Raw genomic sequence first — 23474 nt, 5'->3', positions numbered from 1 at the left:
GCCCGTGCTCAGACGGTGAACCGGCCCACCAGTCCGGTCAGCCGCCGGGCGGTCGCGTTCAGCTCGTCGGCCGCCTGGTGGGACACCGCCACCGCCGACCGCGTGCTGTCCACCGCGCCGCTGACCGCGGTGATGCCCACCGCGATGTCCTGGCTGCCGGTGGCCACCTCGCTGATGTTGCGGGCCATCTCCGCGGTCGTCGCGGCCTGCTCCTCCACTGCTGCGGCGATCGCCGTCTGATAGTCGTTGACCTGGGCGATGGTGGCGGTGATGGCGTTGATCGCCTCGACCGCGCGGGCGGTGTCCCCCTCGATCGCGGCGACCCGGGCCGTCACGTCGTCGGTCGCCCGGGCCGTCTCCTGGGCCAGCTCCTTGACCTCGCCGGCCACCACCGCGAAGCCCTTGCCGAGGTCGCCGGCCCGGGCCGCCTCGATGGTGGCGTTCAGCGCGAGCAGGTTGGTCTGCTCGGCGATGCTGGCGATCAGCCGGACCACGTCGGCGATCTTGGTGGTGGAGACCCGGAGCTCGTCGATCACGCCGCTGGCCGTCTCGGTCAGCCCGACGCCGTCGCGGCCGGCCCGCGCCGCGTCCTGGGCGTTGCCGGAGATCTCGCCGATCGAGGCTCCCATCTCCTCCGCGCCGGCCGCGACCGTCTGCACGACGTGGCTGATGCCCTCGGCGGCGACGCTGGCCGCGCCGGCCTGGCCGGACGCGTTCTCGGCCGAGGTGGTCAGCTCGCTGCCGGTGGCGGCGACCTGCCCGGCCGAGCGGGAGACGCCGTCCGAGGCGTTGGTGACCTCGACCATCACCTCGCGCAGCTCCGCGACGGCGGTGTTCAGGGCCGTGCCGGCCCGGCCGATCTCGTCCTGGGCGCTGGGCGGCACGGAGACGGTCAGGTCCCGCTGGGCCAGCCGGGCCAGGGCGGCGGTCAGGCCGCCGAGCCGGCCGGAGATGCGGCGCGCCTGCCAGGCGGCGAAGAGGCCGCCGGCCACGGCCAGCAGCAGGGCGGCGATGAGGAACGCGGTCAGCATGGCCCGCCGCCCGTCGCGGACCGCGTCCACCGCGCCGGAGGCGTCGGCGTCATAGCCACCGACGGCGATCGCCCACGAGTACGGCGCGTAGTAGGCGACCGTCGTGGTGGTGGGACCCGCGCCCGCGCCCGCGGAACCCGGCAGCCGGTACGTCTTGCGCCAGGTGGCCCCGCCCTCGAGCTGCGGTGCCTGCGTGACGATCTCCTTGACGTACCCGGTGCCGGCGGCGTCCGTGGCGTCCAGGTCGGTCCGCCCGACCGCCCCGTCGAGACTGGAGGCGATGACCCGGCCGGTGTCGGCCTTCGCCGTGCTGTAGACGGTGACCCAGCCGTTCTCCCGGACCGAGGTGGCCGCGATCGCGTCGGTGAGGTTCTTCAGGGCGGCCGCCTGCTGCACGCCGACGTAGAGCGCCCCGATCACCTTGCCGGAGGCGTCCTTGACCGGGTCGTACGCGGAGATGTACCAGGTGTCGACCACCTGGGCCACGCCCCGGTACGGCTTGCCGGCCTTGATCGCGGCGGCCACGGCGTTCGGGGTCCCCTCCGCGGTCACCGCGGGGATGAAGGTTCCGATGGCCCGGTTGCCGGTCTTGGCCCGGACGTTGGTCGCCACCCGCAGCAGGTCGCCGGCGTCGTTCATCCGCTGGAAGACCGTGACCGTGCCGCCCAGCAGCGACTGCACGTCGTCGACGAACGGCGTCGCCTTCTTGACGTCGGTGTTCTGACCGAGCCACTGACCGCCGACCGTCGCCCGCGGCAGCTTCACCGACTGCTTGGCCTGCGACAGCTGGTTGGTCGCGGTCCAGGTCGTGGTGTCCCCGTCCAGGCGCAGACCGCCGCGCTGCTTGAGCAGCGCGTTGGCGGCCTGCATGTCGCTGTCCACCCCGCCCTGCACCTCGTCGCCCACCGAGCTGACCAGCCGGGTCACGTTCGAGGTGGTCTGGTCCAGGTCCTCGGCGTTGAGGGTGGCGACCGCGGCGCCGGTCTTGTCGGCGAACGCGTCGCTCTGCCAGGCGCCGACGCCCACGAGGACGGCCGCGGTGCTGACCACCCCGCCCAGACCGAGCGCGAGCAGTTTGTGGCTGATCTGGAACCCCATGTCCGGCTTTTCGGCGGGATCCGGGCCCAACTGAGGATCTTGGCGCAGAAAAAAGGGGGAGCCCCGCCGGGCTCCCCCTTTCTCGTCGTCCGATCGCCTAGCTGTCGCCGCCGGTCTCGCCCACCGGGGCGGCGTTGACGTCGTCGATCGCGTACTTCTTGGCGGCCTCGGCCGGCACGTGCGCCGGCACCTTGCCGCTGAGCGCGAGCTGGCGCAGCGTGGCCACCGCGACGGACTCCGCGTCCACGTGGAAGTGGCGGCGCAGGGCGTGCCGGGTGTCGCTCATCCCGAAGCCGTCGGTGCCCAGCGACGTGTAGTCGTTCGGGATCCAGCGGCTGATCAGGTCGGGCACGGCCCGCATCCAGTCGCTGACCGCGATGGCCGGGCCCTCGGTGCCCTCCAGCTTGGTCCGGATGTACGGCTTGCGCGGCGCGTCACCGGGGTTGAGCAGGTTGTGCTCCTCGGTCTCGACGGCGTCGCGGCGCAGCTCCGTCCACGACGTCACCGACCACACGTCCGCACCCACACCCCAGTCCTGGGCGAGCAGCTTCTGGGCCTTGAGGGCCCACTGCATGCCCATGCCGGAGGCGAGGATCTGCGCCTTGGGACCGGTGGTCTCGGGCGCCGCCGCATAGCGGTAGATGCCCTTGAGCAGACCCTCGACGTCGACCTCGGCCGGCTCCACCGGCTGCAGGATCGGCTCGTTGTAGATGGTCAGGTAGTAGAAGACGTTCTCCTGGTGCTCGCCGTACATCCGGTGCAGGCCGTTCTCGACGATGTGCGCGATCTCGAACGCGAACGCCGGGTCGTACGCCACCACGGCCGGGTTGGTCGCCGCGATCAGCAGCGAGTGCCCGTCCTCGTGCTGCAGGCCCTCACCGTTGAGCGTGGTCCGCCCGGCGGTCGCGCCCAGCAGGAAGCCGCGGGTCATCTGGTCCGCCGCCGCCCACAGCTCGTCGGCGGTGCGCTGGAAGCCGAACATCGAGTAGAAGATGTACAGCGGGATCATCGGCTCGTCGTGGGTGGCGTACGAGGTGCCGGCCGCGATGAAGCTGGCGGTCGAACCGGCCTCGTTGATGCCCTCGTGCAGGATCTGCCCGCTCGTCGCCTCCTTGTACGACAGGAAGAGCTCACGGTCGACCGACGTGTAGGTCTGGCCGTGCGGCGAGTAGATCTTCTTGGTCGGGAAGAGCGAGTCCATGCCGAACGTGCGCGCCTCGTCCGGGATGATCGGCACCCAGCGGGCCCCGAACTCCTTGTCGCGCATCAGGTCCTTGAGCAGCCGGACGAAGGCCATCGTGGTGGCGACCTTCTGCTTGCCCGAGCCGCGCTTGACGTCACCGAAGGTCTTCGACTCCGGGATCGCCAGCGACTTGTGCTTGGTGCGCCGGGTCGGCACGAAACCGCCCAGCTCCTTGCGGCGCTCGAGCATGTACTGCAGCTCGTCGGACTTCTCACCCGGGTGGTAGTACGGCGGGAGGTACGGGTTGTCCTCCAGCTGCTTGTCCGGGATGTCGAGGTAGAGCCGGTCCCGGAACTGCTTGAGGTCGTCCAGGGTCAGCTTCTTCATCTGGTGCGTGGCGTTGCGGGCCTCGAAGTGCGAGCCCAGCGTCCAGCCCTTGACGGTCTTGGCCAGGATCACCGTCGGCTGGCCGGTGTGCTCGGTGGCCGCCTTGTAGGCCGCGTACAGCTTCTTGTAGTCGTGGCCGCCGCGCTTGAGGTTCCAGATCTGGTCGTCGGTCATGCCCTCGACCAGCTTGCGGGTGCGCGGGTCACGGCCGAAGAAGTTCTCCCGCACGTACGCGCCGGACTCGCCCTTGTACGTCTGATAGTCGCCGTCCGGCGTGACGTTCATCAGGTTGACCAGGGCGCCGTCGTTGTCGGCGGCGAGCAGCGAATCCCATTCGCGGCCCCAGACGACCTTGATGACGTTCCAGCCGGCACCCCGGAAGAACGACTCCATCTCCTGGATGATCTTGCCGTTGCCGCGTACCGGGCCGTCGAGGCGCTGCAGGTTGCAGTTGATGACGAAGGTGAGGTTGTCGAGCTCCTCACGGGCGGCCAGGCCGATCGCGCCGAGCGACTCGACCTCGTCCATCTCACCGTCGCCGAGGAACGCCCAGACGTGCTGCTGGCTGGTGTCCTTGATGCCGCGGTTGTGCAGGTAGCGGTTGTAGCGGGCCTGGTAGATCGCGTTCAGCGGGCCGAGGCCCATGCTGACCGTCGGGAACTCCCAGAAGTTGTTCATCAGCCGGGGGTGCGGGTACGACGGCAGGCCGCCGCCCGGGTGCGAAAGCTCCTGGCGGAAGCCGTCCAGGTCGTTCTCGCTGAGCCGGCCCTCCAGGTACGCGCGGGCGTACATGCCCGGGGACGCGTGACCCTGGAAGAAGATGTGGTCGCCGCCGCCGGGGTGGTCCTTGCCGCGGAAGAAGTGGTTCATGCCGACCTCGTAGAGGCTGGCGCTGGACGCGTACGTCGAGATGTGCCCGCCGACGCCGATCTCCGGCCGCTGCGCGCGGTGCACCAGCATCGCGGCGTTCCAGCGGATGTACGCCCGGATCCGGCGCTCGACGAACTCGTCACCGGGGAACCAGGGCTCCTGCTCGGGCGAGATCGTGTTGATGTAGTCCGTCGACGTCAGCGGCGGGACACCGACCTGTCGCTCCCGGGCCCGCTCGAGCAGGCGCAACATCACGTAGCGGGCGCGCTTGGCGCCACCTTCGTCGATGACTCCGTCGAGCGACTCGACCCACTCGCTGGTTTCCTCGGGGTCGATGTCCGGAAGCTGGCTCGGCAGGCCGTCGCTGATCACCGGGCGCTTGCGTTCCGTGGCCACAGGCATTCCTCTTGGTCGGTGTCGGACCGTGCGACTCATTGTGTGAACCGCACGGGAATGGTTCCATCCTGCCCCCTGTCGGTGTCTGTCGTCACGCCTACCGTCCGGGTACGCGACGCTCGACACACGTACTGAGCAGTAACTTGAAGTCAACCTGCGAGAAAGCTGAACCTCACCTGACGCGACGGGTTGTCGCCGTTCGGGTCGACCAGGCAGATGGACTGCCAGGTGCCGAGCTGGATGCGCCCGCCGATGACCGGCAGGGACGCGTACGGGGGGATCCAGGCGGGCAGGACGTGATCGCGGCCGTGCCCGCGCGAGCCGTGCCGGTGCCGCCACTTGTCCTCGGCCGGCAACAACTCGTCGATGGCGGTGAGCAGGTCCTCGTCGGAGCCCGCCCCGGTCTCGATGATCGCCACCCCGGCGGTGGCGTGCGGCACGAACACGTGCAGCAGCCCGTCGCCGCGGCCGCTGACGAACTGCTCGGCCTCGCCCGTGATGTCCCGGACGACCGGCCGGTCCCCGGTCCGGACGGTGATCACCGTGGTGTCCATAGCGGGGAAGTCTGCCATTCGGGTCGCGACCCTACGTATAGAGGTCGAGCACCAAGAAGCAGACGCCCACGATCACGAACCAGAATCCGCACTGCGCGAGCCGGCCCAGCACCGCCATGTTCCCAGCTGAGCACCTGTCCGCCGGCCCGCGCAGCCGTTCGGCGTACCGTCACCCACCGATGTCCCGGCGGCCGAAGCGGAAGACACCCACCGCGGCCAGGACGACCGCCGTGCCCGCCAGCGCCGCCGCGCCGCCCCACTGCACGCCGTTGGTCAGCGGCTCACCGCCCAGATACCAGTGGAACGGCGAGACGTTCCGGGTCCACTCCAGGGCGGCGACCTGCGGGAAGACGCTGTTGGCCAGGTACGCCAGCACCGCGACGCCCGCGCTCACCCCCAGCGCCAGGCTCTTGTTGCCGGTCGCCGCGCCGACCGCGAAGGCCAGCGTGCCGAACATCGTGCCGAAGAGCGCCAGCTGGACGTTCATCGCCAGGAAGCCACCGACCGCGACCGTCTCCAGCTGGAACGGCGCCCGCAGGGCCACCATCAGGGCGAACAGCACCACCGCGACCACTGCCATGCCGGTCAGCGCCGCGCCGAGCCGCCGCAGGGCCAGCCCACGCCGGCTCACCGGATGAGCCATCACCAGGTCGAGGGTCCCGGCCTCCTCGTCACCGGCGACCGCGCGGGCCCCGGCGGCGATCATGAAGACCGCCACCAGCAGCGGCACCAGCAGCCCGTAGACCGCCCCGCCCAGGTAGCCCTGCGCGGTGCCCAGATCGCCCGAGTTGAAGGCGGCCAGCACGTCGTCCGGGTACGCCGCGAGCGCGTCGTGCATCTGCGGCGAGTTCACCGTCGGCCAGAACGCCGCGTACATCAGGGCGACCGCCGCGATCGCCACCGTCCACCCCGGCAGCGACCGCCGGGCGTCCCAGAGGGCCTTCGAGTAGACATCACGCAGGAACATGGTCGGCCTCCGGCCGCGCGTAGTAGTGGAAGAAGATCTCCTCGAGGTCCGGCTCCTCGCACAGCAGATCCCGCACCGTGTAGCGCGACGCGGCCTTGACCAGCTCATCCGTGTGCCCGGCGAGCCGCCCGCGCAGGGTCGGGCCGGCCACGGTCAGGTCGGTGAAGCCCGGCACCCGCGCGAAGTCGGCGGCGTCGAAGGCCCCGTCGAAGGTGAGCGTCACGCTGCGCAGGGCGTGCGCGCGCAGCGACTCGACACTCTCGACGGCGACCAGCCGGCCGTCGCGGATGATGCCGACCCGGTCGGCGGTGTGCTGCACCTCGCTCATCACGTGCGACGACATGAAGACCGTCGCACCCTCGCGCCGGGCTTCCTGCACCAGCCGCACGAACTCCTGCTGCAGGAACGGGTCCAGCCCGCTGGTCGGCTCGTCGAGCACCAGCAGCTCGGGCGAGTGCATGAAGGCCTGGATGACCCCGGCCTTCTGCCGGTTGCCCTTGGACAGCCCCCGGATCTGGCGATCCAGCTCCAGACCCAGGCGGTCGGCGAGCTCGGCGATCCGCGCGGCCGGGACGCCACCGCGCAGATTCCCCAGGTACGTGAGCAGCTGGCGCGACGTCTGCCGGCCGTCCACGACGAAGTCACCGGCGAGATGGCCGATCCGCCGGCGCAGCGCCACCCCAGCGGCGCGCGGATCCAGGCCCAGCACGCGGACGGTGCCGCTGGTCGCTCGGATCAGGTCCAGCAGCACGCGGATGGTGGTCGACTTCCCGGCGCCGTTGGGGCCCAGGTAGCCGTACACCTCATTGGTCCTGACCTCGAGGTCGAGTCCCGCCAGGCCGCGCGTGCCGCGGCCGTAGGTCTTGACCAGGTCCTGCGTGGAGATGGCCAGGTCAGCCATCACTCCGTCCTCTCTGTTGGTCCTTGAACCGCTGGATGAGCTTCGGTAGCTCGGCCTCGATGAAGGCGTAGAAGTCGCGCGTGGTGCGCAGCCGCTCGGCGCCCGGGGCGTCCCCGCCGCCGACCAGGTCCAGGCCGCGGTCCATCAGCTCCCGGAACTGGGTGAACTTCTCGGACCCGGTGGCCCGCATCATCGCGTCCGGGGTCATCTCGTAGAACGAGCCGCGGCGCCCGGGCATGGCCACCCGCTGGATCAGGCCGCCGGTCTCGAGCATGCGCAACCCGGCGCTGACCGAGCCTTTGGAGAGCCCGAGCGCGGCGGCCATCTCGGTGCCGCTCTGCGCGGCCGGCGTGCAGATCAGCAACCAGCCCAGCAATTTCCCGTACGCCAGGGGCATGCCCATGCCGGCCAGCACGACGCCGGCCTCCTCGGCGTAGCGGCGCTCGGCGCTGATGTCCACGTGCTCCCCTTGTTCCCAATGTTCAATACGTTCTGAACTTACGCTCACTGGAGATCGAAGACCAGCCATAAGTCCGACCGAGTGTCCTACGGCACTCACGCGCGGTGGCGGTGCTCGCCAGGGTCGGCAATGCTGGGTCGCGTGACCACCCCGCAGAACCTCGACGAGCGCTTCCGTGACGCCGTCTCGGCCCTGCAGCCGAGCGGCCGGCGGCCGGCACCCGACGAACCGATCCGCGACGGCTCGGCCCTCACCGGGGCCCGGGCCAGAGAGCTCTTCGACGCCCAGCTGACCAGCCGCCACCTCGACCTGGCCGCGCGCTGGCTGCGCAGCTTCAACGAGGGCTTCTACACGATCGGCTCGTCCGGCCACGAGGGAAACGCGGCGGTGGCGGCCGCCCTGCGGGTGGACGACCCGGCGCTGCTGCACTACCGGTCCGGCGGGTTCTACTGTGCCCGCGCGCTGCAGGCGGGCGTCGACAGCGACGACGAGTCGCGCAAGGACCCGCTGGTCGAGGCGGCCCGCGACGTGCTGCGCGGGGTGGTGGCCGCGGCCACCGAGCCCATCGCGGGCGGCCGGCACAAGGTCTTCGGCCGCGCCGACCTGCGGATCATCCCGACCACCTCGACCATCGCCTCGCACCTGCCGCGGGCCGTCGGCGTCGCCTTCGGCATCGCCCGCGGCAAGCAGACGCCCTGGCCCGCGGACTCCCTCGCGGTGGCCTCCTTCGGCGACGCGTCGGTCAATCACGCGACCGCTACCGCGGCCTTCAACACCGCCGGCTGGTACGACCACACCGGGCAGCGGTTGCCGCTGCTGCTGGTCTGCGAGGACAACGGGTACGGCATCAGCGTCCCGTCGCCCGACGGCTGGACGGCCGAGACGCTGCGCAGCCGCCCCGGCATCCGCTACTTCAGCGCCGACGGCTGCGACCTGGCGGCCACGTACGACGCCGCGCGGGAGGCCGCCGACTGGGTCCGCGAGCAGCGCCGCCCGGCCGTGCTGCACCTGACCATGGTCCGGCTCATGGGTCACGCCGGTGCCGACGCCGAGGTGGCGTACCGCTCGGCCGAGGAGATCACCCGCGACCTGCAACGCGACCCGCTGGTCGGCACCGCCCGGCTGCTCGTGGAGAGCGGCACCCTCGGCGTCGAGGAGCTGCTGAACCGCTACGACGAGGTCGGCTGGCAGGTCCGCAAGGTCGCCGAAGAGGTGCTCAACGAGCCCAAGCTGACCAGCGCGGCCGAGGTCATGGCCCCGCTGGCCCCGCGCCGCCCGCTGCGCACGGCCCGGGTGATCGCCGACGCCGCCACCAGGGCGGGCGGGCCGGGCGCGCACGCCCGCTCCCAGACCTTCGGCGGCAAGCTGCCCGAGCAGGGCGGCCCGCTGACCCTGGCGCAGACCATCAACGCCACCCTCACCGACGCCCTGCTGGCCACCCCGGGCGCGGTCCTGTTCGGTGAGGACGTGGCCGTCAAGGGCGGCGTGTACGGCGTCACGAAGAACCTGCGGGACCGGTTCGGGGCCGAGCGGGTCTTCGACACCCTGCTCGACGAGACGTCCATCCTGGGCCTCGGCCTGGGCGCCGGGCTGGCCGGGATGCTCCCCGTCCCGGAGATCCAGTACCTGGCGTACCTGCACAACGCCGAGGACCAGCTGCGCGGCGAGGCGGCCACGATGGGCTTCTTCTCCAAGGGAGCCTTCCGCAACCCGATGGTCGTGCGGGTCGCCGGCCTGGCCTACCAGCAGAGCTTCGGGGGCCACTTCCACAACGACAACTCGGTGGCCGTGCTGCGCGACGTACCCGGGCTGGTCCTGGCCGTGCCGGCGCGGGCCGCGGACGCCGCACCGATGCTGCGGGCCTGCCTGGCCGCCGCGGCGGCCGACGGCAGCGTCTGCGTCTACCTGGAGCCGATCGCGCTCTACCACACCCGCGACCTGTACGAACCGGGCGACAACGAGTGGCTGGCGCCGTACGCGGGCCCCCTGGAGTGGGCGAACGCACACACGCCGATCGGGCGCGCCCGGACCTACCCGATCGGATCGGCCGACAATCTCACCATCCTGACGTTCGGCAACGGGCTGCCGATGTCGCTGCGGGTGGCGGCCCGGCTGGCCGCCCAGGGGTACGGCTCGCGGGTGGTGGATCTGCGCTGGCTGTCCCCGCTGCCCACAGCCGACCTGGTCAGGGAGGCGTCGGCGACCGGACGGGTGCTGATCGTGGACGAGACACGACGCTCGGGCGGCGTCGGCGAGGGCATCCTGGCGGCCCTCGTGGACGGCGGATTCGTCGGCGCGGCCCGCCGGGTGGCCGCCGCGGACTCGTTCGTTCCGCTCGGTCCGGCAGCACAACAGGTCCTGATCGGGGAAGATGCCATCACACAGGGTGCCCACGCGCTGCTGGCGCGGTAAATTGCCACACACTCGGTGCGCCACTTGCGCGCAGAGCCACAACTGTGTGGACTACCCAGACCGGGACCGGCATCGGTCCCGACCACGGAACAAGGAGGCATTCGACAGTGAGCGCGACCGCTGGTCAGGCCGACGGCGTACGTAGCCCGGCGGACCGGTTCGGGATCGAACCGGACTCGGTCGTCATGGAGATGGGCTACGACGACGATGTCGACGAAGACCTCCGTGACGCCCTGGCCGAACTTGTCGGGGAGCTGGAAGACGAGGACACCGATGAGGTGGTCGACGCGGTGCTGCTCTGGTACCGGGACGGCGACGGGGACCTCTTCGACCTGCTGACCAACGCCTTGGGACCACTGGCCGACTCCGGAGTGGTGTGGCTGCTGACCCCGAAGGCCGGCCGCGAAGGCCACGTCGAGCCGAGTGAAGTGAGCGAGTCCGCGCAGACCGCGGGCCTCCAGCAGACCTCGACGGTGAACGCGGGCAAGGACTGGACGGCCGCCCGGCTGGTGTCCCCGCGAGGCGCGAAGAAGAAGTAGCTGCGGCACTTCTGCCGGCCGGCGCCCTGAGGACGGGCGACCGGCCATTCGACGTACGCCCGCTATCGTGATCCCATGCCGATCGAGGTGGGAACGCAGGCGCCGGACTTCACGCTGAAGGACCAGAACAACCAGGAGGTCGCCCTCGGGGACTTCACCGGCCGCAAGGCGGTCCTGCTGGTGTTCTACCCCCTGGCGTTCTCCGGCACCTGCCAGGGGGAACTGGCCGAGATCCGCGACAACCTCCCGCAGTACGCGAACGACTACGTGCAGGTGCTGACGGTGAGCGTGGACTCGGTCTACAGCCACAAGATCTGGGCGAACAACGAGGGCTACACCTTCCCGATGCTGTCGGACTTCTGGCCGCACGGCGCGGTGGCGCAGGCCTACGGGGTCTTCAACGAACAGGCCGGCGTGGCCAACCGCGGAACCTTCGTGATCGACAAGGAGGGCGTGGTCCGCTACGCCGACGAGCACGCCGTGGGCGAGCGCCGGGACCAGCGAAGCTGGCGCGACACCCTGAAAGAAACGATCTTCTAGGCCCTCCGGGCCCGGGAAACCGGAAGGGTACGATGACCACTCCGGTTACCACGGGAACCGGGCGCGTAGCTCAGTGGGAGAGCACTCGCCTTACAAGCGAGGGGTCGTAGGTTCGAAACCTACCGCGCCCACCATGCCGGCTCCGGGGGCGACCCCCGGACTCCCCACGGTGCGGTGGTCGCGCGGGGGAGTTCCCGCGCCACCTGGAGTTTGCACGCTTCTGATCGGTCGCCAAGCCTCGATCGGGGAAGCCGAGCGCAGCGGTTGGGGGCAGGCGATGGCCGACGCTGCCGAGTCTCATGACGTCCGTGACGGAACTGTCCCTGGACGTGGGTACCGCGTCGGCATCTGGGTCGTCTCGCCCGTCGTCCTCCCAGAAGCACACATCGTTGCTCGACTGGACTCAGATCTGTGACGAGGACGGCGGCATTTGAGATGCCAGCCTATGCAGACGGCGGCCGCTGGGACGGATGACAGTTCGCCACGCGCGTTCTCAAGCGGTGACCTAGTCTTCCCTGGGCCGGAGATGACGTCAGGTCAGAGCGCCCTGTTTCAGCGCTCTGACCTGGTGGACGACGGCTGGTGCAGGATCACGGGAACCGAGCCGGAGCCCGGGTTTCTCGCGGTGCTGTCAACAGGGTCCGAAGGCCTTCAAAGTCTTACCCCTGGGCCATTCGTATCCGGCTCGGCCGTAAGGGGCAACGTCGAGGCAACGCGAGGTGTCCGAGCCGGACCAGAGCCGCCAATCCCGTTGGACGCGAACCTGGAAATGCTCAGTCGTCGGACAACTGTTGAAGGCCCACAACTGCTCCTTCATGCCCCAATTCCGTCGCACATAGCTGAGGCATTCCGAGTTGAGCCGGCTGGTATAGGCAGGGGTGGAGGTCGTGGGGACAGCGGCTGTTGCGGTGCCCGCGAAGCCGAAAGCGAGTACGCCGCCGACCGTCGCACTGACAGCCATCCGCCCGAGCCTACGCATCGCTGATGGGGATTCGGGCATGGTTGCTCCTTCGATATCGACTCGGGTAGCGCCGCGTCGACGTTCTGACGCTCAGCCACAGATGCATCCAACCCCCGGATCGGGCGGATGTCAGCGGGGGCACCGCGCTCTCTACCCGTTCGGGTCCGGCTTTGGCCCAGCTGAGTGACACCCTCCGCGTCGACGATCGCACGCCGCGACCGGCTTTACGCCACGCCCTTGTCCAGATTGCATCGGCCGATGCCTTCGTCACGGTAGGAAGTTGGCTGGGCGGTTTCGATCGAACGTCGGAGCGCGCGCTACCTGGTTGAAATTCGAGGGTCCTGATTGGAATACAGCACGGTGTCCGCGCCGCGGTATCGGGCATGAACTTCCCAGTACTGAGGCCGGAACGAACCGCTTGCCACGAATAGCCGACCGTCGAGGCGGCCTGGAACAGGCTGCCCATGTCGCCGCCGGTAGCCGTGCCGCCGCTTCTGCCCGGCCCAGCGGCGGTGGACCGACAACAGCTGATCAATGTGCTGGCTCTGCTCGTTGCTCTTGCCGCTGTTCTGACTTCGACATTCCTGGCCCGCCTGACACTTCGCCTGAACCACAACGCAAATCTCATGCGCATCGTTCTGGAAGCACTTGAAAAGCAGCGCAGGGGGACATTTACCGCGACCGAGATCGCGCTCCTGGAAGAGCTTCCCAAGCACGACGTCGACTTGGGCTTTGCTCGGCTTCCTGCTCCCGTGCTCGAAGACGCCTTCGAGGTGGCGTGCTACTACCAGCACCTCAGCACGTTGGCAGAATACGGAGCGCCTCGGAGCGTCTTTACAATCGGCGGAGAAGCCGCCGGCTACGGCTACGCGTAGGTAATTGACTTCTGAGGGAACGTGACCGATACCTTGGCTGGCCGCCAGGGGATGGGCGCGGCAGGTCGGAACTCACCGCGCCCATCGCTGATGCAGTTGGTCACCAGGTCCACTTCTGGAGGGTGCTGCCGTTGCAGGTGGCGATCCGAATCGCCGCCTTGCTCGCTGTCGAGGCCGGCGCCAGGCACAGCGCCGTGTTTCCCAGGGGTCTGATTGTGCCGTCCGTGCGGAACTGCCAGGTCTGCGCCGCGGTGTTGTTGCATCGGTAGGTCCAGATCTTCTGGCCCGTCACGTACGTCGACGACGGCACGTCGATGCAGTTGCCCAACACCCGCACGGTGTTGTCGTTCGGCAGCCGCGTCAACGCCTGCGCCTTGGTGTTGTTGCACGTGTACGCCTGCAGATACGTCTTGATCGCCAGCGCCGACGACGGTACGTCGATGCACATCGTGCCGTTCTTGACCCCGCTCATCAGCGGGTTCGGTGACTTCGCGACCTGGACCATCTTCGCGATCGACGGCACGCCCTCGGAGTTGATGACGAAGAGCATGTAGTAGCCCGGAGGCGTCACGCCGCCGGTCGGTGGGCCGGTGACCGTCAGTGTCGTGCCGGAAGCCGTGAACTTCAGCGGGACGTAGCGCTGCCCCTGGTCCACGCCGTGCGTCACGTCGCTGAGGCCGACCAGCGCCACCTTGCTGATGTCCGTCGCGTCGCCGACCGTCACCGAGAAGTTCGTGTTGATGGCCACGCTGGCCGGGGCCGCCGAGATGGTCGGGCGGGTCGCCGGCTCGCCGGTGCCGTCCTGCTTGAACAGGTACGGCGGGCTGAAGTACTCGATGTTCTTCTCCAGGTATCCCGCGGTCATGCAGACGCCGCAGATGCCGCCGCCTCCGGTCATGACCCGCCCGTCCGGCAGCAGCGCCGCCGTCGAGTGGTACTGCCGGATGCGGCTCGCACTCGCCAGCACCGTCCACTGGCCGGTCGCCGGGTCCCAGCGTTCGGCCGCCGTGGCGGCGTGGTTGAGGTCGACCAGGCTGTTGGTGGCCGCGCTGGTCATGCCGCCGGTCGCCAGCACCGAGCCGTCAGCGAGCACAGTGGCGTTGTGCTGCCGGCGTCCTGTCGTCATGGAGCCGGTCGCGGCGACGGTCGGGATCAGGCCGGTCGTGCTGTTCAGGACGACCGCGGTCCGGCTGGGGACCTTCGCGACGCCGTCCTCGGTGATGTTTCCGCCTCCGACGACGATCGTCTTCCCCACGTCGTACGTGGCGAAGCTGCCGTAGTCCCGGGTGATGGCGTCCCGCGTCGCGGTTCCCGTGATCACGCCGTTCCCCGGGGTGTTGATGGTGTATCCGGTCGTGTACGGGCCGATCAGTCCGAGCTGGGTGTCGGGACGTGAGCCCATGAACGGATACAGGCGAGCGCCGTATTTCGTGAAGCCGGTCAGCGCGCGAATGGCGCCGTTCGCCTGGTACACCTCGGCCGTCGTCGGTCCACCACCGATGATGACTTCCTCGCCGTTGGCCATCTGCGTCACCGCCGGATACCAGCGCGCGGCGGCCATGTCCTTGCCGCGGGTCCACGTCTCGGTCTGCCAGTTGAACACATAGGTACGGACCGTTCCGGCGAGCTGCGCGTTGGCGTTTCCGCCGGCGATGAGAATGTTGCCGTTCGCCAGGTGCGCGAAGCCGGCACAGAAGATGTTGGAGCCTTGCAGGTCGACCCGTCTGGTCGTGTTGTCGGCCGGATTCCATACCATGGCGCGGGTGAAGGTGTGATTCGGATAGGACTCGGCCGCGTTGTCGCCGACGGAGTCCCAGATCAGCAGTTTGCCGTTCGGCAGCACCGCCTGGAACACCGGGACGACCGACGTGGCGGTGACCGGGCTCCAGGCTCCCGACTGCCCGGGATCGGCGGCCAGGGCCCGGTTGGTGGCGCGCGCTGTCCCGGGCCGTACCCCGGTTCGGCGTTCGATCTGTCTAGCCTTTTCTCCGGTCTGCTGCTCGATTTCCCGCATCGGCGTGCCCACGAGGTCCTCGGCCATGTGCTCGGCGTCGTCCGCCAGGTGAGCGTGCTCATGGGCGTGCTCGTGGGCGTGGGTGTGCGGCTCGGCGGCCGGCCGGCCGGGTGCGCCGGCGGCCGTTGCCGAGCCACCGAAAAGTAATGCCGCCGACAACAGAGAAGACCAGATCAACCTACGACGGGTACGCATGACAAGGTCCTTTCGCCGGAGATCAATGATCAGCAGCTGTGGACGGCGCGCCGGAACCCACGTCGAGTTGTATCCCCGTTGGTGCGAGATCCGCGAATGTCGCCTCGCTGACCGTCTTATGTGTTCAGTGGCGTCACCTTAACCACGATTAAAGCGATCATCAATGCCTGCCGGACGGGCATTGGGTCCGATTGGCGACGCCATCCGGGCACGTGATACAACCGAACGGACAACCTCGGATGGCGAGTGGACAATCGGCTCCGCACGGTCCTGCGGCAAGCTGTTACACAGGCTGAAAAAGGCGGAAATTCCGAACTAGACCCAGCGGGTGCCCAGCCACATCCGGTCGTACCAGCTGTCGTAGGTCAGCAACTGGCCGACGAAGATCGGGAAGAAATAGGCGAAGCACAGGGCGACCGCGACCACGTACCCGGCGGCGACGACCGTGCCGATCAAGCAGCGGTCCGGGTGGCCGGCTTCGTCCCGCGCCGGCGTCATGATCGCGCCCAGGACGTACACCACGGCCAGGATCAGGAACGGCAGGGCGGGCAGCGCGTAGAACGCGAACATCGTCCGGCCGTCCATGACGGCGTACCAGAACCAGGGCAGCAGGCCGGCCGTCACGCCCGTACCGATGGCCAGGGCCCGCCAGTCCCGCCGGGCGACGCCGAACCAGACCAGCGCGCCCAGCGCGGGCAGGAATGACCACCACAGCACGGGCGTGCCCAGCAGCAGGATCTCGCTGGCGCAGCTCGGGGCGCCGCAGTCGCCGGTGCCGTTCCAATAGAACGGCACCGGGCGGCCCAGCAACAGCCATTGCCAGGGCCAGGACTGCGACGAATGCTGGTCGGTCAGGCCGCTGTGGAAGCTGTACGCCACCGAGTGGTAATGCAGCAGATTGAGCAACGGTCCCAGAATCGGGGGCTCGTTCAGGCCGATCGCCTCGCGGTAGTGCCGGAAGTAGCCGGTGTCGGTGCCGAACCAGCCGGTCCACGAGGCCAGATAGAAGATGCCGGTCAGCAGGAAACTCAGCCCACCCCAGCCCAGATCACCCACGATGCCGGCAATGAACGGGCCACGGATACCGGCGGAACGGCGCGCGCCCACCCGCCAGGCAACGATCAGCGCGGCGAGGAACGGCAGGAAGAACAGCGCGCTCCATTTCACCCCGCACGCCAGCCCGAACAACACTCCGGCGACGAGCAGCCACCACGGCACGATCCACGGCACTTTCGGCGTACCGCTGGGGTCGTAGCCGTTTTCGAGCGCGCGCAGCAGGCGGCGACGGTAGTGGTCGCGGTCCAGCAGCACCGCCGCGAAGGTCGCCAGGATGAACAGCCCCAGGAAGATGTCGAGCAGAGCGGTGCGGGACAGCACCAGCTGGAAGCCGTCGAGCGTCATCAGCAGGCCGGCCGTTCCGGCCAGCAGGACCGAGCGGAACATCCGGTACGCGACCCGGATCAGAATCAGAATCATCAGCGTGCCGGCGATCGCGGCCGAGAATCGCCAGCCGAGCGGATTGTTGCCGAACGCCTTCTCGCCCAGCGCGATCAACCATTTGCCCAGCGGCGGATGCACCACGTACGCGGGGCCGTCGGTCGTCTCGTCCCACTCCACGCCCCGCTGCAGCATGTCCCACGCGTCGGTCGGGTAGTACTTCTCGTCGAAGACCAGCCGGCGCGGACTGCTGATCCCGTTGAGGCGCAGGATCGCGGCCATCGCCACGATGACCGCGGTGACCACCCACGAGTACGGGTCGAGCCAGTTCTCCAACGTCGCCAGCCGTCGCCGCACGATGTCGGGCACACTGCCCGATCCCGCGGCATCGGCCGGCGCAGAGGGTGGCGGGGTGAGCGCAGTCCGAGCTGCCGCCGCGATCGTCACCGGGCGATCGTAGGGTCCGCCGTCGAGGTCAGAGGACCTTGTTCGCCGGAATTCCGCACCACCGTGCGGGACAGCCGGATCGGCGGGCGCGTGGGCTACCCTGCCGGGCGTCGTGGTCAACGTCCGTGTGGTCAACGACGTCGACCTGCCGAAGGAGTTCGGCAACTGCTGGTACTACGTCGACTCCAACCTCGACGGCGCCAGGTGCGAGTTCGACCGGGAGCTGGCCGTCGGTAAGACGTACGCTCTCGGGTCGTTCCCCGTGGCCGCCGCGGCGCAGGCCCGGGCCGACCGCTGGTCCCCGGTGATCTTCCAGTGGTATTCGAAGGCCTGGGCCGACCGGCAGGGCGGCATCGAAGCGCTGGCCAAGGCGGACAGCGGCCGCGGCACGACGCCCGCTCCCGGCCCCGGCGCGGACATCGATCTCACGGTGCGCGAGCTGCGGCGCAAGAGCTTCACCGCGTGACCGGAGCGAGCGGAGGGGGAACCCACATGACTTTGCCGTTCGACGACGGGCCGGGGCAGTGGACCGGACCACCGCTGACCGACGACATGGTCCGGCAGGCCGAGGCGACGCTCGGCGTGCGGCTGCCGCGGGCGTACGTGGACCTGCTGCGACTGCGCAACGGCGGCGTGCTGCGGGACACGCGTCATCCGACAAGCTTCCGGACGTCTTGGGCCGCTGATCACTTCGCGGTGGACGTCCTGCTGGGCGTCGGATACGCCGAGGGCGCCGACGCTCAGTCCGCGTACCTGATCGCCGAATGGGGCTACCCGGACGTCGGGGTGGTGATCGGGGTGACGCCCTCGGCCGGCCACGACACCGTCATGCTGGACTACTCCGGGTGCGGACCCGCCGGCGAGCCCACGGTCGTGTATGTCGACGAGGACCGGCTCCCGAGGCGGGTCGCCGACTCGTTCGGGCAGTTCATGAGCGGTCTCGAGCCGGACGACGAGGAGTAGCGGCCGTCTCAGGCGACGCAGAACTCGTTGCCCTCGGGATCCTGCATGACCACGTGGTCCAGGTGACCGTAGGACTCCTCGCGGACGGCGGTTGCCCCGGCGGCGACGAGCTCGGCCACCTTCGCGCGGATGCGCTGTTCGCGTACCGCTGGATCCATCGGCCGGCCGGCGGCGACCCGGATGTCCAGGTGCAGCCGGTTCTTGGCGGTTTTGCCCTCCGGCACCCGCAGGAAGCTGATTGCCGGCAGCCGGCCCTCGGGGTCGATCAGCGCGGCGCCGTCGGCGAAGTCGTAGCCCGGCTCGTCGACGTAGCCGAGCGCCAGAGCCCAGAAGCGGGCCAGCCGCTGCGGGTCCGCCGCGTCCCCGCTCACCGTCCAGTGTGTGGTCATGCGTTACATCATGGCCCGGCGGTGACGCTCTGTTCGGCAGTGGCCGACCAACTCGCCAGCAGGCGCAGCGCGTCCTGGGCCGGGGAGCCCGGCTCGGCGCTGTAGGCCGTCAGGGTCAGGCCGGGATCGGCCGGCATCGGCATCGCCTCGAAGCCGAGCTTGATCTCACCGATGACCGGGTGCCGCAGGTGCTTCGTCCCGGTCAGGTGCAGGCGTACGTCGTGCGCCGCCCACCTGGTCCGGAAGGTCTCGCTGCGGGTGGAGAGCTCACCGACCAGGTCCGTCAGCCCCCGGTCGTACGGGTCCCGCCCGGCCTCCGTGTGCAGCAGCGCGACGGTCGTGTTCGCCGCGTCCTCCCAGTCGGGGTAGAAGTCCGTCGCCCGCGGGTCCAGGAACGCGAAGCGGGCCAGGTTCGACGGCCGGGCCGGATGCTCGAAGACCGGCGCGTACAGCGCGTAACCCAGCTTGTTGGCGGTGAGCACGTCCAGCCGGCCGTTGCGGATGAACGCCGGTGCGTCGGTCATCGCGTCGAGCAGCTGCTGTACGCCCGGGCGGATCCGCGGCGTGACCGGGCGCCGCCGGGCCCGCGCCGGGGTGTTGCTGGCCCGGGCCAGGTCCGTCAGATGCGCCCGTTCGGCCTCGTCGAGCTGCAGCGCGCGGCAGATCGCGTCCAGCACGCTGTCGGAGACGCCACCGAGGTTGCCGCGCTCCAGCCGCGTGTAGTAATCCGGGCTCACGCCGGCGAGCAGGGCCACTTCCTCGCGTCGCAGTCCGGGGACCCGCCGGTGGCCGCCGTAGTTCGGCAGGCCGGCCCGCTCGGGCGTGATCCGGGCGCGCCGTGAGGCGAGGAACTCGCGGATGTCGTTGCGGTTGTCCACGCACTCCACGGTACGGGCGGTCCGGCCGGCGTTGGAGGTTCTGTCATTACCTGCCTCCCCCCGGGACAGCGGCGGGTCCGCGATCTAGCGTGGCGGGCATCGGCCGGCGCTTTCCGCCCGGCCCCCTGATCGAGGAGCGCGCATGGCGGCCGCCGTCACCCCCGGCGCCGGGCTGGCCCGCCTGGCGACCATCTACCGCGAGGGCACCCTCGGCCGGCGGCCGGTCGTGCCCGCCGACTTCGCCGAGCTCGAGCGCCGGGCCCGCCGGGTGAGCAGCAGAAAGGCCTGGGCGTACGTCGCGGGCGGGGCCGGCGAGGGCCGGACGATGCGGCGCAACCGGGCGGCCTTCGACCGGTGGGCGATCATGCCGCGGATGGCCGCCGGTGCCGTGGAACGGGACCTCTCGGTGCAGCTGCTCGGCACCCGGCACACCACGCCGGTCCTGCTCGCGCCGGTCGGTGCCGCCGCGCTCATGGGCCGCGACAGCGATGTGGCCATCGCCCGGGCCGCCGCGGCGACCGGGACCGCCTACGTCTTCTCCAACCAGGGGTGCAACCCGATGGAGGAGTGCGCGGCGGCGATGGGCGACACCCCGCGCTGGGTGCAGCTCTACTGGAGCACGGACGAACGCCTGGTGGACAGCCTCATCCAGCGGGCGGAGGCCATCGGCGCCGGCGCGCTGGTCGTCACCCTGGACACCACCGTGCTGGGCTGGCGCCCGCAGGACCTCAACCTGGGGTCGCTGCCGTTCAGCCGGGGTCTCGGCATCGCGCAGTACACGTCCGATCCGCGGTTCCGGCAGATCGTCACCGAGCGGCTGGCGGCACCCCAGCCCGGCAAGGCACCGGTACGGGTGACGCCCGGCGCCGTTCGCGCGTTGCTCGCGATGGCCCGTAACCACCCGGGCCCGTTCTGGCGCAACCTGCGCTCGCCGGTGCCGCGGGCCTCGGTCGAGACGTTCCTCGACATCTACTCCAATCCCGGTCTGAACTGGGAACACCTGGCGACCCTGCGGGACCGGACGCGGCTGCCGATCGTGCTCAAGGGAATCCTGCATCCCGACGACGCCGGTCGCGCGCTGGAGCTGGGCGTGGACGCCATCGTGGTCTCCAATCACGGCGGCCGGCAGGTCGACAACGCCGTCGCCGCGCTGGACGCGCTGGTCGCCGTGCGTGAGCGGGTCGGCGCGCAGCCCACGGTGCTGTTCGACAGCGGCATCCGTACCGGCGCCGACGTCTTCACGGCCCTGGCGCTCGGCGCCGACGCCGTGCTGCTGGGCCGCCCGCACCTGTACGGCTTCGCGCTGGCCGGCCGGCGCGGCGTCGAGGACGTGATCCGCAACGTCATCGCCGAGCTGGACCTGACCATGGCCCTGACCGGCGCGCCGAGCATCGCGGCGATCACCCGGGACCTGCTGCGACGGGACAGCTGGCAGAGTGCGCCGCATGGCTGAGGTCGACGTGGTGTTCCGCAAGTTCGACGGCCGGCTGCACCGCCGCGCGGTCGAGATCCACCTCGGCGAGGACGAGTGGGGCACGTGGCTGGGCGTGCCGGTCGGTACGGAGGTGCACTACGTCGCGGCCGGTGTCACCCGCGCCGACGAGCACCGCGGCGTCCGCCTCATCCCGCACGACGGTTGGTACACCCCGCTGTTCTTCGCCCCGACCCGCAACCTCGAGATGTACTGCGACATCACCGCCCCGGCCGTCTGGTCGGGCCGCGAGCAGGTCACGATCGTGGACCTCGACCTGGACGTGATCCGTACCCACCGGGGTCGCGTCACCCTGCTCGACGAGGACGAGTTCGCCGCCCATCAGGTCAGCTACGGCTACCCGGCCGAGGTGGTCACCCGGGCGGCCGAGGCGGCCCAGCAGGTCCTCGCCGCGTGCCGGGCGCGGGCCGAGCCGTTCGGCACCCACTACCGCACCTGGCTCGAACGCGTCTGACCGGCCACGAAGCCGGCGATGGCCGCGATGACCGGCCGGTACGGCTCCTCCGGCTCCTGCGGCCACCCTGCGGCGTCCCAGGTCCCGAGCCGGTAGACAGCGGCCCGGACCAGCAACTGTCCCCACTCCGGCAGATGCGCCCACCGCTCGATCACCCCGGCGTCGACGCCGTGCCACACCATCGCGTCCACCGCGGCGACGGCCGACGCCCACGCCGTCGGCCGCCAGTACGCCGCCCAGTCGATCACCGCGGGCGGCAGGCCGTCGGCGAACAGCACGTTGCCGAGAAGGTCGCCGTGCACGATCTGCTCGGGCAGCGCGATCGGCCGCCGGTGCCCCAGCAACTGGTCCAGCAGGGCGGAAGGTCTGCGCCGGGCCGGCGGCAGGTCGTCGCCGAAGGCGAGCTTGTTGCCGTACTCCCAGGGGTTGGCGCGGGTGTCGAGCAGCGCAGGTCGCGGCACGGCGGCGACCGCCTCGTGGAACGCGGCCCCGGTCCGGATCACGTCGTCGACGCGGCGCTGATCCGGCTGCCCGGCGACGGCTCGGGCGGCCTCCCAGCCACCGGCCAGCCAGTCGCCGTCGGCGGCGCGCACCGGCCGGGCGATCCGGAAGTGCGGCGACTCCGGCAGCTCGGCCAGCACGGCACTGCGCCAGCGGACCTCCTCATCGCCCTCGGACGGCTTGAGGACCAGATCGCCGATCCGCCAGGTGCCGCCCTTGCCGCCGGCCAGCCGTACCGTCTCGCCCCGCGCGCCGAACGCCGCCCGCACCTCGGGCGGCGGACCTTGATCCGTCATGGGTGACCGTCTTCCAGGTAGAGCGTGGTGCTCGTGTGCAGCGCGCGCAGCGCGGCTGCGGCGCGCCGGGCCAGCAGCGGGAGCAGCCGTTGCGCGGCCTCGCCGGGATCGGACCAGGCCCAGCTGCGCAGCTCGGCCTCGGGCAGCCGCACCGGGTCGCCGCATCGGCCGCCGTCGAAGACGAGCATCAGACCGTCGGTGCGGGCGTCCCGTGGTGGCACCCAGTCGACGACGAGCAGCCGCCCCGGCACCACGCTGAGCCCGAGCTCCTCGGTGATCTCCCGCGCGGCGGCCGCCCGCGGTGACTCGCCGGCCTCGACCACCCCGCCGGGCAGCTCCCAGTAGGGCTTGTAAGTGGGCTCCACCAGCAGAATCCGGTCGTCGGCGGCCCGCAGCAGCAGCGCGGCGCCCATCCGCTTGCCCGGCAACGTGGCGGTCCAGTCGGTCGTCACGGCGGCCAGAGTACGGGCCGCGGCAGGGTCGCCGGCGACGCTAGCCTGTGCCTGTGGATATCCCATCCGCGATCGCCGACGAGCGGCGCCGCGTCGCCGATCTGGTGGAGTCGCTGACCCCGGAACAGCTGGAAACCCCGAGCCTGTGCGGTGAATGGACGGTCCAGCAGGTGGCCGGGCACCTGCTGGCGGCGATCGGCAAGCCCGTGACACCGGTGCTGCCGCTGCTCGCCCGCAGTGGCTTCAGCATCCACAAGGCGAACGCCCGGCTGGCGGTCCTGACGGCGGAGCAGCCGGCGGCCGCGCTGGCCCGCGGCCTGCGCGACAACGCGGACAACCCGTTCCGCCCGCCGATCGTGGGATATCCGGGGCAGCTGACCGACCTGCAGGTGCACGGCCAGGACATGCGCCGGCCGCTGGGCCTGCCGCACGGGCTGCGGCTGGAGCGGCTGCGCGTGTCCCTGGACTTCCTGGTGGGCGGCCGGGCGGTCGGCTTCACACCGAAGCGGCGAGTGGCCGGGTTGCGTTTCGAGGCGGCCGATCTGGACTGGTCGGCGGGCGCGGGGCCGCTGGTGACCGGGCCGGCGGAGGCGCTGATGCTGGCGATGACCGGGCGTGGTGTGGCGCTGAGCGAACTGGACGGGCCGGGCGTGCCGATCCTGCGCAACCGGTTGAGCCGAGCCTGATCGGCCCGTCTTCGGATAGGTGTCCGGGACGCGCGGACGCCCCCGAACCGCGCGCCACGCCGGGGACAAAAATGTCAGTCGCCGGTCATAGCGTCG

21 protein-coding genes and 1 tRNA gene are annotated in these 23474 nt (G+C 70.3%); 10 read left to right on the top strand and 12 right to left on the bottom strand.

The features are described from left to right. Nucleotides 1–8 precede the first annotated feature (8 nt). From AB0C12_RS16165 to AB0C12_RS16140, 6 genes are all read right to left on the bottom strand, one after another. Nucleotides 9–2129, bottom strand: a complete 2121-nt coding sequence (locus tag AB0C12_RS16165; protein ID WP_360548460.1) for a methyl-accepting chemotaxis protein — start codon at nt 2127–2129, stop codon at nt 9–11. 97 nt (nt 2130–2226) lie between these two features. Then, entirely contained in the window at nt 2227–4965 is a 2739-nt protein-coding gene (gene aceE / locus AB0C12_RS16160) for a pyruvate dehydrogenase (acetyl-transferring), homodimeric type (protein WP_360548458.1), read from the bottom strand. 149 nt (nt 4966–5114) lie between these two features. Next, nucleotides 5115–5519, bottom strand: a complete 405-nt coding sequence (locus tag AB0C12_RS16155) for a YjbQ family protein (protein WP_360548456.1) — start codon at nt 5517–5519, stop codon at nt 5115–5117. A 169-nt stretch (nt 5520–5688) separates the two neighbouring features. Further along, the gene (locus tag AB0C12_RS16150; protein ID WP_360548454.1) at nt 5689–6486 is read right to left on the bottom strand and encodes an ABC transporter permease subunit; all 798 of its coding nucleotides are present in this window, start codon (nt 6484–6486) and stop codon (nt 5689–5691) included. Beyond that, the gene (locus AB0C12_RS16145; RefSeq protein WP_360548452.1) at nt 6473–7387 is read right to left on the bottom strand and encodes an ABC transporter ATP-binding protein; all 915 of its coding nucleotides are present in this window, start codon (nt 7385–7387) and stop codon (nt 6473–6475) included. Before AB0C12_RS16145 ends, AB0C12_RS16150 begins: the two co-directional genes overlap by 14 nt. After that, complete coding sequence (locus AB0C12_RS16140; protein ID WP_360548450.1) at nt 7380–7847, bottom strand: MarR family transcriptional regulator; 468 nt, start codon at nt 7845–7847, stop codon at nt 7380–7382. The genes AB0C12_RS16145 and AB0C12_RS16140 overlap by 8 nt, the downstream gene beginning before the upstream one ends. A gap of 129 nt (nt 7848–7976) precedes the next feature. Here AB0C12_RS16140 and AB0C12_RS16135 point away from each other — a divergent pair, with 129 nt between their 5' ends. The 5 genes from AB0C12_RS16135 (at nt 7977) to AB0C12_RS16115 (ending at nt 13174) form a co-directional block, all read left to right on the top strand. Further along, a complete protein-coding gene (locus AB0C12_RS16135; protein WP_360548449.1) occupies nt 7977–10259 on the top strand; it encodes a thiamine pyrophosphate-dependent enzyme in 2283 nt (760 codons plus the stop codon). 107 nt (nt 10260–10366) lie between these two features. After that, complete coding sequence (locus AB0C12_RS16130) at nt 10367–10798, top strand: DUF3052 domain-containing protein (protein WP_360548447.1); 432 nt, start codon at nt 10367–10369, stop codon at nt 10796–10798. A 75-nt stretch (nt 10799–10873) separates the two neighbouring features. Next, the gene (locus AB0C12_RS16125) at nt 10874–11338 is read left to right on the top strand and encodes a peroxiredoxin (RefSeq protein ID WP_360548445.1); all 465 of its coding nucleotides are present in this window, start codon (nt 10874–10876) and stop codon (nt 11336–11338) included. Between the two features lie 59 nt (nt 11339–11397). Further along, nucleotides 11398–11472 (top strand) — tRNA-Val (locus AB0C12_RS16120). Between the two features lie 1291 nt (nt 11473–12763). After that, a complete protein-coding gene (locus AB0C12_RS16115; RefSeq protein ID WP_360548443.1) occupies nt 12764–13174 on the top strand; it encodes a hypothetical protein in 411 nt (136 codons plus the stop codon). 100 nt (nt 13175–13274) lie between these two features. Here AB0C12_RS16115 and AB0C12_RS16110 read toward each other — a convergent pair whose 3' ends face one another. Continuing rightward, nucleotides 13275–15383 carry a galactose oxidase-like domain-containing protein gene (locus AB0C12_RS16110; RefSeq protein ID WP_360548441.1) on the bottom strand — a complete coding sequence of 703 codons (2109 nt, stop codon included), beginning with the start codon at nt 15381–15383 and terminating at the stop codon, nt 13275–13277. A 315-nt stretch (nt 15384–15698) separates the two neighbouring features. Continuing rightward, entirely contained in the window at nt 15699–17267 is a 1569-nt protein-coding gene (locus tag AB0C12_RS16105; protein ID WP_360548439.1) for a phospholipid carrier-dependent glycosyltransferase, read from the bottom strand. A 112-nt stretch (nt 17268–17379) separates the two neighbouring features. Here AB0C12_RS16105 and AB0C12_RS16100 point away from each other — a divergent pair, with 112 nt between their 5' ends. Both AB0C12_RS16100 and AB0C12_RS16095 read left to right on the top strand, forming a co-directional pair. Next, nucleotides 17380–17733: a hypothetical protein gene (locus AB0C12_RS16100; protein ID WP_360548437.1), complete on the top strand. Its 354-nt coding sequence runs from the start codon at nt 17380–17382 to the stop codon at nt 17731–17733. A 26-nt stretch (nt 17734–17759) separates the two neighbouring features. Continuing rightward, entirely contained in the window at nt 17760–18230 is a 471-nt protein-coding gene (locus tag AB0C12_RS16095) for an SMI1/KNR4 family protein (RefSeq protein ID WP_360548435.1), read from the top strand. Between the two features lie 8 nt (nt 18231–18238). Here the strand turns inward: AB0C12_RS16095 and AB0C12_RS16090 are convergent, their stop codons facing one another. Continuing rightward, the gene (locus tag AB0C12_RS16090) at nt 18239–18619 is read right to left on the bottom strand and encodes a VOC family protein (protein ID WP_360548433.1); all 381 of its coding nucleotides are present in this window, start codon (nt 18617–18619) and stop codon (nt 18239–18241) included. Between the two features lie 8 nt (nt 18620–18627). After that, the gene (locus AB0C12_RS16085; RefSeq protein WP_360548431.1) at nt 18628–19497 is read right to left on the bottom strand and encodes a helix-turn-helix transcriptional regulator; all 870 of its coding nucleotides are present in this window, start codon (nt 19495–19497) and stop codon (nt 18628–18630) included. A gap of 142 nt (nt 19498–19639) precedes the next feature. On the opposite strand from AB0C12_RS16085, the gene AB0C12_RS16080 reads away from it, so the two are divergent. After that, nucleotides 19640–20950, top strand: a complete 1311-nt coding sequence (locus tag AB0C12_RS16080; protein WP_360548429.1) for an alpha-hydroxy-acid oxidizing protein — start codon at nt 19640–19642, stop codon at nt 20948–20950. Beyond that, nucleotides 20943–21443 (top strand): DUF402 domain-containing protein, encoded by a 501-nt coding sequence (locus AB0C12_RS16075; protein WP_360548427.1) that lies wholly within the window; start codon nt 20943–20945, stop codon nt 21441–21443. Before AB0C12_RS16080 ends, AB0C12_RS16075 begins: the two co-directional genes overlap by 8 nt. Here the strand turns inward: AB0C12_RS16075 and AB0C12_RS16070 are convergent. Continuing rightward, the gene (locus AB0C12_RS16070; protein WP_360548425.1) at nt 21416–22240 is read right to left on the bottom strand and encodes a TIGR02569 family protein; all 825 of its coding nucleotides are present in this window, start codon (nt 22238–22240) and stop codon (nt 21416–21418) included. The two genes, AB0C12_RS16075 and AB0C12_RS16070, sit on opposite strands and share 28 nt — an antisense overlap. Next, nucleotides 22237–22692 carry an NUDIX hydrolase gene (locus AB0C12_RS16065; RefSeq protein ID WP_360548423.1) on the bottom strand — a complete coding sequence of 152 codons (456 nt, stop codon included), beginning with the start codon at nt 22690–22692 and terminating at the stop codon, nt 22237–22239. Before AB0C12_RS16065 ends, AB0C12_RS16070 begins: the two co-directional genes overlap by 4 nt. Nucleotides 22693–22745: 53 nt before the next feature. Here AB0C12_RS16065 and AB0C12_RS16060 point away from each other — a divergent pair, with 53 nt between their 5' ends. Further along, the gene (locus AB0C12_RS16060) at nt 22746–23378 is read left to right on the top strand and encodes a maleylpyruvate isomerase family mycothiol-dependent enzyme (RefSeq protein ID WP_360548421.1); all 633 of its coding nucleotides are present in this window, start codon (nt 22746–22748) and stop codon (nt 23376–23378) included. The last annotated feature ends 96 nt before the right edge of the window (nt 23379–23474 follow it).

Source organism: Actinoplanes sp. NPDC048967, from assembly GCF_040649415.1.
Taxonomy (GTDB): Bacteria; Actinomycetota; Actinomycetes; order Mycobacteriales; family Micromonosporaceae; genus Actinoplanes.
The sequence above is the reverse complement of the archived record's forward strand: the minus strand, read 5'-3'. Positions and strand labels throughout refer to the sequence as shown.